Origin of the sequence: Phyllobacterium myrsinacearum, assembly GCF_014138285.1 — a bacterium.
Lineage (GTDB): Bacteria > Pseudomonadota > Alphaproteobacteria > Rhizobiales > Rhizobiaceae > Phyllobacterium > Phyllobacterium myrsinacearum_A.
Window position 1 is genome coordinate 312,261 of sequence record NZ_JACGXN010000002.1, and the last position, 13,000, is coordinate 325,260.

Annotated in this window: 9 protein-coding genes; 6 read left to right on the forward strand and 3 right to left on the reverse strand. The window is 59.1% G+C overall.

From position 1 onward, the window contains the following. The first annotated feature begins 16 nt into the window (after window positions 1-16). The 4 genes from FHW16_RS11110 to FHW16_RS11125 all read left to right on the forward strand — a co-directional run bounded on the left by FHW16_RS11110 (window position 17) and on the right by FHW16_RS11125 (window position 6,584). Window positions 17-904: an ABC transporter permease gene (locus FHW16_RS11110; protein ID WP_182549255.1), complete on the forward strand. Its 888-nt coding sequence runs from the start codon at window positions 17-19 to the stop codon at window positions 902-904. Then, on the forward strand, window positions 897-1,967 hold the full coding sequence (locus FHW16_RS11115) for a quaternary amine ABC transporter ATP-binding protein (RefSeq protein ID WP_182549256.1): 1,071 nt from the start codon (window positions 897-899) through the stop codon (window positions 1,965-1,967). Before FHW16_RS11110 ends, FHW16_RS11115 begins: the two co-directional genes overlap by 8 nt. A 395-nt stretch (window positions 1,968-2,362) precedes the next feature. Then, the gene (locus FHW16_RS11120) at window positions 2,363-3,943 is read left to right on the forward strand and encodes a trimethylamine methyltransferase family protein (protein ID WP_182549257.1); all 1,581 of its coding nucleotides are present in this window, start codon (window positions 2,363-2,365) and stop codon (window positions 3,941-3,943) included. Between the two features lie 64 nt (window positions 3,944-4,007). Then, window positions 4,008-6,584: a GcvT family protein gene (locus FHW16_RS11125; RefSeq protein ID WP_182549258.1), complete on the forward strand. Its 2,577-nt coding sequence runs from the start codon at window positions 4,008-4,010 to the stop codon at window positions 6,582-6,584. 219 nt (window positions 6,585-6,803) lie between these two features. On the opposite strand, the gene FHW16_RS11130 is transcribed toward FHW16_RS11125, so the two are convergent. Together FHW16_RS11130 and FHW16_RS11135 are read right to left on the reverse strand one after the other, a co-directional pair. Continuing rightward, the gene (locus FHW16_RS11130; RefSeq protein WP_182549259.1) at window positions 6,804-7,565 is read right to left on the reverse strand and encodes a PhnD/SsuA/transferrin family substrate-binding protein; all 762 of its coding nucleotides are present in this window, start codon (window positions 7,563-7,565) and stop codon (window positions 6,804-6,806) included. 9 nt (window positions 7,566-7,574) lie between these two features. Further along, entirely contained in the window at window positions 7,575-8,609 is a 1,035-nt protein-coding gene (locus FHW16_RS11135; protein WP_182549260.1) for a fatty acid desaturase, read from the reverse strand. A 115-nt stretch (window positions 8,610-8,724) separates the two neighbouring features. Between FHW16_RS11135 and FHW16_RS11140 the strand changes: the two genes are divergently transcribed. Continuing rightward, window positions 8,725-9,561 carry a helix-turn-helix domain-containing protein gene (locus FHW16_RS11140; RefSeq protein WP_182549261.1) on the forward strand — a complete coding sequence of 279 codons (837 nt, stop codon included), beginning with the start codon at window positions 8,725-8,727 and terminating at the stop codon, window positions 9,559-9,561. 89 nt (window positions 9,562-9,650) lie between these two features. Further along, a complete protein-coding gene (bmt, locus tag FHW16_RS11145) occupies window positions 9,651-10,664 on the forward strand; it encodes a betaine--homocysteine S-methyltransferase (protein WP_182549262.1) in 1,014 nt (337 codons plus the stop codon). A gap of 251 nt (window positions 10,665-10,915) precedes the next feature. On the opposite strand, the gene FHW16_RS11150 is transcribed toward bmt, so the two are convergent. Beyond that, on the reverse strand, window positions 10,916-13,000 hold the full coding sequence (locus FHW16_RS11150; RefSeq protein WP_182549263.1) for a vWA domain-containing protein: 2,085 nt from the start codon (window positions 12,998-13,000) through the stop codon (window positions 10,916-10,918).

Genomic DNA, 13,000 nt, shown 5'->3' on the forward strand with positions numbered 1-13,000 from the left:
GAAGGGGACGCGACATATGGATTGGTTCTACTCATTCCCGAAAATGAATGACGAGACACTCCGCAATCTGAAAAAAACCATGGATGAAGGCTTCAAGGCTTTCACCCGCAGCTACGGCGATGTGATCGAGTCGTTTTTCCAGCCGCTGCAATATTTCCTGATCCAGGCCGAGAAGTTCATGACTTCGACCCCATGGCCGATCATGGTTCTGCTGATCGCGGGCATTGCGTGGCTCGCCAGCCGCAACTGGAAGATCGTTGCCGGAACAGTCCTCACCCTTCTCCTGATCGGCTATTTCGATATGTGGAGCGACGCGATGAAGACCATCGCAATGATTTTCGTGGGAACAGTCGTGTCCGTCGTTGTCGGCATTCCTATCGGCATTGTCATGGCGCGTTCCGACGGCTTCCAGCGTATCGTCAATCCCATTCTTGACGTCATGCAGACCATGCCAAGCTTCGTCTACCTCATCCCCGTTGTCATGCTTCTCGGCATCGGCAAGGTTCCCGGCCTCATCGCCGTGGTGATCTACGCCATCCCGCCGATGATCCGCCTGACCAATCTTGGCATCCGGCTCGTCGACAAGGATGTGCTTGAGGCCGCCGATGCCTTCGGCTCCTCCAGTTGGCAGCGGCTTAAGAACGTACAGATTCCCCTGGCCCTGCCCACCATCATGGCCGGTATCAACCAGACAATCATGATGGCGCTTGCCATGGTGGTCATTGCCTCGATGATCGGCGTACAGGGCCTCGGCCAGCCGGTTCTGCGCTCGGTCAACGGCCAGTTCTTCTCGCTCGGACTTTTCAACGGTCTTGCCATTGTCGGCATTGCCATCATTTTTGACCGCGTCAGCCAGGCCTATGGCATGCGCCTTCAAAAGCACCAGGAGGTGGTTCATGGCTGATCGTTCCGTTCAGGGCGCCGGTATCCAGATCAAGAATCTCTACAAGATCTTCGGCCACAAACCGGGAGCCTATGTCGATGCCGTCAAGAACGGCATGACCAAGACCGAGCTCAATGAAAAGCACAACCACGTGCTCGGCCTGCGCGATATCAATATCGATATGCCCGCCGGCTGCATTCAGGTGGTCATGGGTCTCTCGGGTTCAGGCAAGTCAACACTGATCCGCCACATCAACCGGCTCATCGATCCGACCGTCGGCGAAGTCATTGTCGACAAGGCCGACGTCTGCAAGATGAATCAGAACGATCTGCGCGAATTCCGCCGTCACAAGACCGCGATGGTTTTCCAGAAGTTCGCGCTGCTTCCGCATCGGACGGTTCTCGACAACACGGTCTATGGTCTGGAAATCCAGGGTCTTAGCCGGATAAAACAGGAAGAACAGGCGCGTCGCTGGATTGAACGGGTAGGACTGAAGGGCTTCGAGGACAATTATCCGAACCAGCTGTCAGGCGGCATGCAGCAGCGTGTCGGGCTTGCCCGCGCCCTGACCAATGACGCACCGATCCTGTTGATGGACGAGGCATTTTCGGCCCTTGATCCGCTGATCCGCATGGATATGCAGTCCGTGCTTCTGGACCTGCAAAAGGAAATCAAGAAAACCGTCGTTTTCATCACCCACGATCTCGATGAAGCACTGCGGCTCGGCGACCGGATCGCCATCCTGCGCGATGGCGAGGTGGTCCAGCAGGGAACGGGTCAGGATATCGTGCTGAAACCGGCCGACGAGTATATTTCAAGCTTCGTCAAGGAAGTGAACCGCGGGCGGGTGATCATGGTCGATACCATCTCCACCAAGGGCGACGGTTCGGCCAATGCGGGCGGCGTGACGGTCAAGACCGGGACGATCCTCGAGGAAGCCGCCAAGACCATGACGGATGCCAACCAGCAGCACGCAACAGTTGTGGACGACGCCGGCAAGCCGCTCGGGGTCATCACCATGAACAACCTGATTCAGGCGATGGTCACACCCATCAGCCATTTGACTCATCAGGCGGCGGAGTGAGTTCTAGCTGGTTATGCAAAATTTATATGTATTTTCACCCCCCTCTGGGCTGTCGCCGATCTCCCCCACAAGGGGGGAGATCAGCCTTCATGACTTCCTTCGCATAATTTGCAATGTTGAAAATAGCGCGAAATCTCTGATGTCGATGTGATCTCCCCCCTTGTGGGGGGCCGAAGGCGGGCGAGACCCGTGGCTCGCCCCGGTAGGGCGACAGCCCGGAGGGGGTGATACAACAGATATCATCGTCTATTGCGACTCTGCAGTTCCCGGCAAATGCGCTTCCAGACATACTCTCCCACCCATGTCGCTTCCCTTGCGCTCGGCGTCGCTCACGCCGCGCACGATTGCCCCGTCTCTGGCGATAGTGGCACCATCGCAAGTGAAGGGCATGAGCAATGAGTGAACCGGCAGCAGACATCGAAATCCCCGCAACGGCACGCGATCATGGCCGACGTGGCGGACGGTCCCGCCCCCGCAGCCTCGAAAGCGGCGCCTTCGACCAGCCACCTTTCCGTCAGCTGAAAATTCCGTTCGCGCCAACCAAGATCATTTCCGACGACGAACTGGAATCGATCCACAATGCCTCGCTGCGGGTGCTGCAGGAGATCGGCGTCGACGTGCTGCATGACGGCGCGCGCGAGATCATGAAAACCGCCGGTGCCGACGTGCGCCCCGGCTCGCAGCGCGTGCATTTCGACAAGGACATGATCCTCGAATATGTCGGCTATGCGCCGTCGGAATTCACCCTGCATGCCCGCAACCCTGCCCATAATGTGCGCTTCGGCGGCAACAATCTGATTTTCTCGCAGATGGGTTCCGCCCCCAACTGTTCCGATACGGACAATGGCCGACGTTCCGGCAATCAGGCGGATTTCCGCAACTTCGTCAAACTGGCGCAGATGCACAACATCATCAACACCACGGGCGGTTATCCCGTCGAGCCGATCGACATCCACCCCTCGGTACGCCACCTCGAATGCATCCGCGATCTTTCCATCCTGTCCGACAAGGCGTTCCACATCTATTCGCTCGGCAAGGAACGCAATCTGGATGGTATCGAGATCGCCCGTCTTGCCCGCGGCATCAGCCTGGAGCAGCTGCAGAACGAGGCCTCCTGCTACACCATCATCAACACCAATTCGCCGCTGAAGCTCGACGTTCCGATGATGGAAGGCATCATCCATATGTCGGGCAATGGCCAGATCGTCATTGTCACGCCGTTCACACTGGCTGGCGCCATGGCGCCGGTGACCATCGCCGGTGCGTTGGTGCAGCAGAACGCCGAAGCCCTTGCGGGCATCTCCTTCACGCAGATGGTCAAAAAAGGGGCGCCGGTCGGCTATGGCGGCTTTACCTCCAATGTCGACATGAAATCCGGAGCGCCCGCTTTCGGCACGCCCGAATACATGAAGGCACAGATGGTCGGCGGCCAGCTTGCCCGCCGCTACAAGATTCCCTACCGCACCTCCAATGTCTGCGCCGCCAACACGGTCGATGCGCAGGCGGCCTATGAATCGGTCTTCTCGCTGTGGGGCGCCATTCAGGGCGGCGGCAATTTCATGCTGCATTCCGCCGGCTGGCTGGAAGGTGGCCTCTGCTGTTCCTATGAAAAGATGATCCTCGATTTCGACCTCCTGCAGATGGTGGCGGAATTCCTGACACCGCTCGACCTGTCGGAAGATGCGCTCGGCATCGAAGCCATGCGCGATGTCGGCCCCGGCGGTCATTTCTTCGGTACAGCCCATACCCAGTCGCGCTACAAGACGGCGTTCTACGCCCCGATCATTTCCGACTGGCGCAACTATGAAACATGGCAGGAAGCAGGCTCGCCCACGGCCATCGAACGCGCCAACCGCGTCTGGAAAGAGCGGCTGGCCACCTATGAAAAGCCCGCCATCGATCCGGCGATCGAAGAAGAGATCAACGCCTTCGTTGCCCGGCGCAAGGCCGAGGGCGGCGCGCCGACGGATTTCTAAACACGGCGATTGAATCAACCTCTCAACGCATTGAATCACATTTTTATACAAGAGGCATAAGTGAATGAAATCGCACGTTAAAGCAGTTGTCATTGGCGGCGGCGTAGTCGGATGTTCGGTCCTTTACCATCTCGCCCGCGCCGGCTGGACCGATGTCCTGCTGATCGAACGCTCGGAGCTGACTTCAGGGTCTTCCTGGCATGCGGCTGGCGGTTTTCATACGCTGAACGGCGATCCCAATGTCGCCAAGCTGCAGGCCTATACGGTCAGTCTCTACAAGGAAATCGAGGAACTCTCCGGCCAGTCCTGCGGCCTGCACCTGACCGGCGGCGTGATGATGGCCGACAGCCCGGAGCGCATGGACTTCCTGCGCCTTGCCCATGCGCGCGGCCGCTATCTCGGCATGGATACCGAGCTAATCACCCCTTCCGAAGCCAAGGCCATGTTCCCGCTGATGGACGAAACCAATTTCGTCGGCGCCATGTGGGACCCGGTCGAAGGTCACCTCGATCCATCCGGCACCACCCATGCCTATGCCAAGGCCGCCCGCAAGCTGGGTGCTGAAATCTCCCTGCGCAACCGCGTCGTCGAACTCACGCAGGAGGTCGACGGAACGTGGAATGTCGTCACCGAACAGGGAACCGTCAAGGCCGAGCACGTGGTCAATTGCGGTGGCCTGTGGGCGCGTGAAGTCGGTCGCATGGTCGGCCTCGAACTGCCGGTTCTGGCCATGGAGCACATGTATCTCCTCACCGAGGATGTGCCAGAGGTCATGGAATTCAACAAGTCGACCGGACGCGAGCTGATCGGCGTCATGGATTTCAAGGGCGAGATCTACACGCGACAGGAGCGCAACGGCATCCTGCTCGGCACCTACGAAAAGGCGGCAAAGCCATGGTCGCCGGTCAATACGCCATGGGATTTCGGCCATGAACTGCTGGCCCCGGATATTGACCGTATCGCCCCTTCCCTCGAAGTCGGCTTCAAACATTTTCCCGGCATCGAGAAAGCCGGTATCAAGCAGATCATCAACGGCCCCTTCACCTTTGCGCCGGATGGCAATCCGCTGGTTGGCCCCGTCCCGGGCCTGACCAATTACTGGACCGCCTGCGCCGTCATGGCCGGGTTCAGCCAGGGCGGCGGCGTCGGCCTCGCGCTTTCCAACTGGATGGTGCACGGCGAGCCCGGCTTTGACGTCTGGGGCATGGATGTCGCACGTTTCGGCGAATGGGCAACCCTGCGCTACACCAATGCCAAGGTGCGCGAAAACTATTCGCGCCGTTTCTCCATCCGGTTCCCCAACGAGGAACTGCCTGCCGCACGGCCGCAGCAGACAACACCGCTCTACGACACGATGCTGCGCCAGAACGCCGTCATGGGCGATTCCTGGGGTCTTGAAACCCCGCTCTGGTTCGCACCCAAGGGTACCGAGGCCAAAGATATCGTTTCCTATCACCGCTCCAACGATTTCGAGCATATCGGCAACGAAGTCCGCGCCACGCGTGAGCGGGTCGGCGTTACCGAAATCGCCAACTTCGCCAAATATGAAGTCACCGGCAGCGGAGCAGAAGCATTCCTGTCTCACCTGATGACCAACACGATGCCGAAAACCGGCCGGCTTGTCCTCACCCCCATGCTGAACGAAACCGGCAAGCTGATCGGCGATTTCACCATCGCCAAGGCGGCTGAAGAGCGGTTCCTCATCTGGGGCTCGTCCGCGGCCCAGCGCTATCACATGCGCTGGTTCCAGCAGCACCAGCCCAAGGATGGGTCGGTGCATATTCATCGTTTCGACCAGACGCTCGTCGGCCTGTCCATCGCCGGTCCGAAATCGCGCGATCTTCTGGCCAAGCTGGTGGACGAGGACGTGTCGAACGCCGCTTTCCGGTTCATGGATTTCCGCGAAATGGCCGTCGGCGGTGCCCCCTGCAAGGTCAACCGCATTTCCTATACGGGCGATCTCGGCTACGAAATCTGGATGGAACCCGCCTATCAGCGGCTGGTCTATGCCGCCATCAAGGACGCGGGCGAGGAATTCGGCATTGTCGATTTCGGCATGCGCGCGCTGCTCTCCATGCGGCTTGAAAAGAATTTCCCGACATGGTTCCGCGAACTGCGTCCGATCTACGGCGTTTACGAAGGCTCTATGGATCGTTTCATCAAGCTTGGCAAAAATGATTTCATCGGCCGCGAGGCGGCAGCGCAGGAAAAGGCCGAGTTTGATGCCGGCACCAGCAAGAAGCTGCGGCGGGTCTCGCTGATCATCGACGTGCCTGATGGCGACGGCGCTGCCGATGTCATGGGTGATGAGCCGATCTGGGCCAAGGTCAGCAAGGACTATGGCGTGGTGGAAGCCGGACACGGCATCGGCGCGCCGCGCTTCAACGATGCGGGCGCGGTCGTTTCCTTCGAGGGCGACAAGGGTGCCGTGCAGGGTGAATGGCGTGTCGTCGGCTGGGTCACGTCAGGCGGCTACGCCCATTATGTCGGCCATTCCATGGCGCAGGGCTATGTGCCTGCGGAACTCGCGGAAAATGAGAACGCCGGCCTGTTCGAAGTCGAAATTCTCGGTCTTCGCCGCACCGCCCGCATCAACATCGAGCCGCCATTTGATCCATCCGGCTCCAAAATGCGCGGGTGATTAAACAGGCTTCACCACATTGCTGTGTGGTGAAGCCCTTTGCATTAGCATTGTGCGTGGTTCGACAAGCTCACCATGAGGGAGAGTGGTGCTGCAAAGGCTAACCGGAAACATCGCAGAACGAGCCAATAACAAACATTGCAGAACCTGGCTCCCTGCAATCCCCACTCTCCCTCATGGTGAGCCTGTCGAACCACGCATCCTTGCTTATGCAATCTTCTAGATCACCACATCCTCAAATGCCGAGATGAACGGCAGGCCCTTGCGCTTGCCGGTCCAGCCGACGACGATCAAGGCACTTGCGGCTTCGTCATAGCGCTGGGCCAGCGCCCATGACTTGCAATCGATCGCGGCGATGTCGGCGCGGCCCGAAGCAACCGCCTCGATGGACATACGGTGGCCGCCCGTCTCGACAAGCCGCGCAAACAGCTCAAAACCCTCACCCCGAGCCGCCAGATCCCGCTGAATGCCGAGATAACCGGACATGGAGTCCAGGCTGTTGAAGGCAAGACGTTTGCCGCGCATCCGGGCACTCGCGGGCAAGGCAGGTTCGCTGCCATCAGGCGCGGGCACGGCCAGCCCCTCGCCCCGGCGCATCACCAGCGCGCTGGAATAGAGTGCATCATCGCCGCCCGCCATGCCGGAATAATCATCCTGCCCCGCCACATGCACATGGGGGGCAAGACCAAGCTCCATCGGCCCCCAGCAGGTCTGGGTGAACAAGAGTGCCGGATGGCGCCAGAGGGTCGGCAAGTCAAGCTCATCCGGCGGAAGCGTTGCCGGGTCCGGCGCAATGACCGCGCCTGAAGCGTCGCGAATGCCGCCGGGCACAGCCGGAAGATCGCCATTGCGCCGTGTCAGAAGTTCGGGCGCATCAAAACCTTTGGCCCGAAGTCTGTCGCGGATGGCCACCCATTGTGCGTCCACTTCGGCACGGCGTTCCGGCCAGTCATACATCGGCAAGGCTGCAACAAGGGTCATGCGGAGATTTTACTCTGTCGGAGGCTCGGCGGGAATAGGCACGCTTGTTCCGCCCTGCAGGGAAATGCCATGGCGGCGCGGGCGGAACGCACGAGCGGTCGCAGGTTCACGGCGCAATACCGGGTGAACCACGTCTTCCTTGCTGTGGAACGCATAGGCCCGCAATATCTCGAAGTAATTGCGGAACACATAGCCGCCATTCATCGTCTTCCACTCCTCGCGCTGTTCGCGATAGAGCTTTGGCAATTGATACCACGGCACGGTCGGGCGCTTGTGGTGGACGAAATGCAGATTGTTGTTGAGGAAAAGCAGCGCCAGTGGCGATTTCTCGACAATGATGGTGCGTCCGTCCGGCCGTTCCGACCACTGGTGCTCGCAATAGGAGCGGATGGCAATGATCGCCAAGCCCCAGTAGACAGCCGTCAGCGCGTAGAGCCAGAGCGGAATGCCGAATGCGAGAAGCAGCGCGAACATCGGCACGAACCCTATGCCGTGCAGCAGCCATGCTGTGCGCACTTTACGGTCACCGCCGGCAATCAACTTGATATCGGTGAAGAGAAAGCCAACGATCATCAGCGCGGGACCAATGATGATGCGGCCAAGCAATGTGTTGTTCCAGTTGAGAAGCGCCTTCAGGACGGCAGGCAGCTTCTCCCAATCACCAAGCGCGCGATAGTAGCTCTCGGGATCGTCATAGGGATCGGTCAAACGCTCGTCCGCATGGTGCTTGAGATGCAGATGCTTGTAGCGGCGATAGGGATAGAACAGACCGATCGGCAGCGAGACAAGAATTTCATTGAGCATACCGCTGCGGGTCGGGTGACCATGCAGGGCTTCATGCTGCAGCGATGAGTGAAATGCGACAGCGACAGCCATCAGCACCAAAGCAAAGAAGGGCGCGGCGGTATAGATGTACAGGCCAGCGATGAACCACAAGCCGTAGCAGACAATCATCAATCCCAGGGTTGGCCATTCCAAGCCCGCGTGCTTGCGCTCGCGATTCAATTTGTCAGTTGATTTTGTTGTATGTGCTTCTGATTCCATGACTTTCATGGTCTCACCGTCCGAAACTGTCAGCAATGATATTATTGTGAGAAACCGTTGATTTTGCGCACCAAATCGCGCAATTGTTGTATTTAGTAAACAAAAGGACAGGAAAATGGATAAACGCGACCTCTCGCTCCTGTTTCAGGAGCGGATCCGGATGCTGCTCAATCGCAGCGGCGACAACCAGTCATCCTTCGCTTCCGCCGTCGGCATTGACCGTTCTGCCCTGTCCCAGCTCCTGTCCGGCCAGTCCACGCGCCTGCCGCGTGTGGAAACATTGCTCAACATTGCCGAACGTTATGCGGTGTCGCTGGACTGGCTGCTGGGCCTCAGTCAGGACGAAGGCATTATCGGCGAGCTGCGCGCCAGTATGGAAATCGAGGAGGGTGTTGACGGCTTCGAGCGGACACTCCTCGTGCGCTGGCACGGCGAAGCATCCGGCAGCAAGATCCGCTATGTACCGGCCCGCATCCCCGATCTCCTGCGCACACAGGCGGTGATTGCCTACGAGACATCGCTGGTGCACCGCGACCCTGCCACCCAGATCACCGAAACGGCATTCCGGCTGGACTACAACCGCCAGCCGGGCACTGACATGGAAGTGTGCATGCCCTACCAGACCCTGCGCGATTTCGCGATGGGTGGCGGCATCTGGGGCGACCTGCCGCGCGACACGCGCATTGAGCAGCTGGAGCATATGAGCGCGCTGATCGACGAGCTCTACCCCTCTTTCCGGCTTTACCTGTTTGACGGGCGTGAGCGCTTTTCGGTGCCCTACACCGTGTTCGGCCCCTACCGCGCCGCCATCTTCGTCGGCGAGATGTATCTTGTCCTGAATACCACGGAAGCAGTCCTGACCATGCAGCGGCATTTCGACGGGCTGATCCGGGTGGCGAAGATCAATGCCCACGAGGTCGGCACCTATATTTCTTCGCTCAAGGTCGAATGATGCGGCAGGTCTTGTCGCAAATGAAGATTGACCACATATAAAGACTTCCTTATATCGTTATCTAGATATCATCACAGGAACTGCGCGCCATGACCCCAGCCAATCCGCTTGCCGATCTTCTTGCTGAAAAAGGTGTACTGCTGGCCGACGGCGCAACCGGCACGAACCTGTTCGCGACAGGGCTGGAAGCCGGTGAAGCGCCCGAACTGTGGAACGAAGCCCAGCCGGAAAAAATCCTCGCCTTGCATCAGGGTTTCGTTGATGCCGGGGCTGATATCATTCTCACCAATTCGTTCGGCGGCACCCGGCATCGCCTGAAACTACATCACGCGCAGGACCGTGTTTTCGAACTGAACAAGAAGGCAGCTGAACTGGCCCGCGCCGTTGCCGACAAGGCCGACCGCAAGGTGATTGTTGCCGGCTCCGTCGGCCCGACAGGTGAACTGCTGGTTCCGCTTGGCGCGTTGACCGAAGAGGACGCTGTTGCCGCCTTCACTGAACAGCTGGAAGGCCTGAAAGCTGGCGGCGTCGATGTGGCCTGGATCGAAACCATGTCGGCTCCCGGCGAAATTCGCGCCGCTGCGGAAGCAGCCGTCAAAGTCGGCCTGCCCTATGTCTATACCGGATCGTTCGACACAGCTGGCAAGACCATGATGGGCCTGCCACCGAAGGACATTCACGCCGTTGTCGATGGACTTGAGGCGCGTCCTGTCGCCGTTGGTGCCAATTGCGGTGTCGGCGCCTCGGATATTCTCGCCTCTCTCCTCGATATGTCGGAAGCCGATCCGTCGGCCACCATCGTCATCAAGGGCAATTGCGGCATTCCGGAATTTCGCGGCGCGGAGATTTTCTATTCAGGCACGCCCGAACTCATGTCCGACTATGCAAAGTTAGCCATTGATGGCGGCGCGAAGATCATTGGCGGCTGCTGCGGCACCTCCTTCCAGCATCTGGCAGCAATGCGGCAGGCGCTTGACAGCCATATTCGGGGCACGCGGCCAACAATCGAATCCATTGTGGAAACCATTGGGCCAATGCGCAACAAGCTCGCCGCCCACGCTGATGACCTGCCCAAACGTGAGCGCCGCGGCCGCCGGGGGTGAAACTGCCCTATTGATTCGCGGCTGCATGGCCATCGTGCGTGGTTCGACAGGCTCACCATGAGGGAGAGTGGTGCTGCAAGGCTAACCGGAAATATTGCAGGATTCAGAAGTGTTGCGGGATATGACTCCCTGCAATCCTCACCCTCCCTCATGGTGAGCCTGGCGAACCACGCACGATGGCCGTGCAGCCCAATGAAACAGACATGGCCGGGCGAACCCGGCCATTGGCTTTTGAACAATCCTGCAGAGCGCTACTTCTTGCCTTCCAGCGCATCGGCCAGGCGCACCAGCGACAGGAACTCGCTGCGATAGCCGAAGGCATCGTCGCCGCGTGATCCGGCACCGAGCTTGGCTATGTCGGCATAGCTGTAGTTCGCCAGACTGTCCGTCCCGCGCAGCTTTTGACCGAAGGCCGCCACTGCCGTCGAGAACCGCACATCGCTCGATGCGGATACTGCATCGGCAATCTCGTTGGCTTTCGTCACAGGCGTCGTGATCAGCTTGCTGGTGTCTTCATTCGGCAGCTTGTAGCGGATCTTGAAGAACGCGTATTCGTCAGAACCTGTCTTGGCATCAGAAGCCGCTGCATCGGGTTTGCCGTAACGCAGATCATCAGTGAGCACCGCCGGGCTGTTTTTCGGCGTTATCTCGTAGATGGCGGTGACCGTATGACCAGAGCCGATTTCGCCGGCATCAATGCGGTCATTGTTGAAATCCTCGCGCTTGAGTGCGCGGGTTTCATACCCGATGAGCCTGTATTCCGCGACGGCAGCCGGATTGAACTCGACCTGGATTTTCACATCCTTGGCGATCGGGAACAATGTCGATGTCGCTTCCTGCACCAGCGTCTTTTCAGCCTCGGCCAGCGTGTCGATATAGGCAGCGGTGCCGTTGCCGTTCTGTGCGAGGATCTGCATCATCTGGTCGTTGTAATTGCCTTCGCCGAACCCGAAGACCGACAGGAAGACGCCGGATTTGCGCTCATCTTCGATCAGTTTCTTCAGTTCCTCGTCGCTGGACTGGCCGACGTTGAAATCGCCGTCCGTGGCCAGCATCACGCGATTAACACCGTCCTTGACAAAATTGGCTTTGGCCAGCCGGTATGCCTCCTTGATACCAGCCTCGCCCGCTGTCGATCCGCCTGCCTCCAGCCGGTTCAGCGCGTCAAAAATCTTGGCCTTGTCCTTTACTTCGGTTGGTTCAAGCACGGTTCCGGCATTCCCCGCATAGGTGACAATGGACACCGTGTCCTTCGGATCGAGCTTGCTTACCAGCATATGAAAGGCGGATTTCAGCAGCGGCAGCTTGTCCGGCTTGTTCATGGAACCCGACACGTCAAGCAGGAACACCAGATTGGCACGCGGCTTTTCCGCCGGGATAACGTCGTATCCCTTGATACCGATATGCATCAGCTTGGTGTTCTGGTTCCACGGCGTGGGCGTCACGGTAATCGTCGCGTTGAACGGCGTGTCGCGGTTGTCCGGTCCTTTCCAGTCATAGGGGAAATAATTGATCATCTCCTCGACCCGGATACTGTCGGGATCGGGCAGCACGCCGTCCTTCAACGAACGGCGCACCATGGCATAGGACGCCGTATCCACGTCGATCGAGAACGTCGACACCGGATCATCGGCCACGCGTTTCACCGGATTGGTTTCGAACTGTGCAACCCGATCACGCGATGGTTGCGGGGGTGCCGATCCCTCGGCATCCATCCGCGCATAACCCTGGTTCAAAGCGGGGGGAACAGGCTCGGCTGCCGGCACAGCCGTTCTGTCCTGCGCCAGATCCACTGTTGCACTCGACGGCTGTGAAACGACCGCCGGAGCGCCAGCCGCAGCCTGTTCCTTCATTACGGGCGCGGATTGCTGCTTGGCCGTTTGCGGCGCCGCAACGCGCCGCTCTGCGGGAGCAGGCTTTGCCAGCGGTTCCACAACGGGACGGGACGGGACGACAGGTTCCGCCGGCTGCTGCTGTGCGGCTGCAAGCGGCGGTTGGCTTATGGTGGTCTCGTCCTGCGTCTGATCGCCCGTGAGCATGCGTGGGTCATGCATCATGTTCCAGGTGAGATAACCGGCAATCGGCAGGATGAGCAGGCCGCCAAGGGCCGACGTTGACAGCAGAAACTTCTTTTCCATCGTTTCACTCCACAATTGGGTTGCGATGGAACTAAGACGACGGATGAATCCGCTTCCTTGGGTCTGCTCTGAAGTTTTTTTCGCATCGGCCTGATCAAACGCCTGCATGGCGGCATGCATGGCTGCGCGCTTTGCGGCGTCAGATGGCTGCGGCGGTGTCAGTTTGCCGAGTTCGCTGAATTTCTGATCATTCGTCAT

Bases quoted from the DNA above. Each gene is read 5' to 3' on its own strand.
- FHW16_RS11150 (WP_182549263.1), bottom strand. From the start codon at position 13,000: ATGACGAATGATCAGAAATTCAGCGAACTCGGCAAACTGACACCGCCG.
- FHW16_RS11120 (WP_182549257.1), top strand. From the start codon at position 2,363: ATGAGTGAACCGGCAGCAGACATCGAAATCCCCGCAACGGCACGCGAT.
- FHW16_RS11125 (WP_182549258.1), top strand. From the start codon at position 4,008: ATGAAATCGCACGTTAAAGCAGTTGTCATTGGCGGCGGCGTAGTCGGA.
- FHW16_RS11140 (WP_182549261.1), top strand. From the start codon at position 8,725: ATGGATAAACGCGACCTCTCGCTCCTGTTTCAGGAGCGGATCCGGATG.
- FHW16_RS11130 (WP_182549259.1), bottom strand. From the start codon at position 7,565: ATGACCCTTGTTGCAGCCTTGCCGATGTATGACTGGCCGGAACGCCGT.
- FHW16_RS11110 (WP_182549255.1), top strand. From the start codon at position 17: ATGGATTGGTTCTACTCATTCCCGAAAATGAATGACGAGACACTCCGC.
- FHW16_RS11115 (WP_182549256.1), top strand. From the start codon at position 897: ATGGCTGATCGTTCCGTTCAGGGCGCCGGTATCCAGATCAAGAATCTC.
- FHW16_RS11135 (WP_182549260.1), bottom strand. From the start codon at position 8,609: ATGGAATCAGAAGCACATACAACAAAATCAACTGACAAATTGAATCGC.
- bmt (WP_182549262.1), top strand. From the start codon at position 9,651: ATGACCCCAGCCAATCCGCTTGCCGATCTTCTTGCTGAAAAAGGTGTA.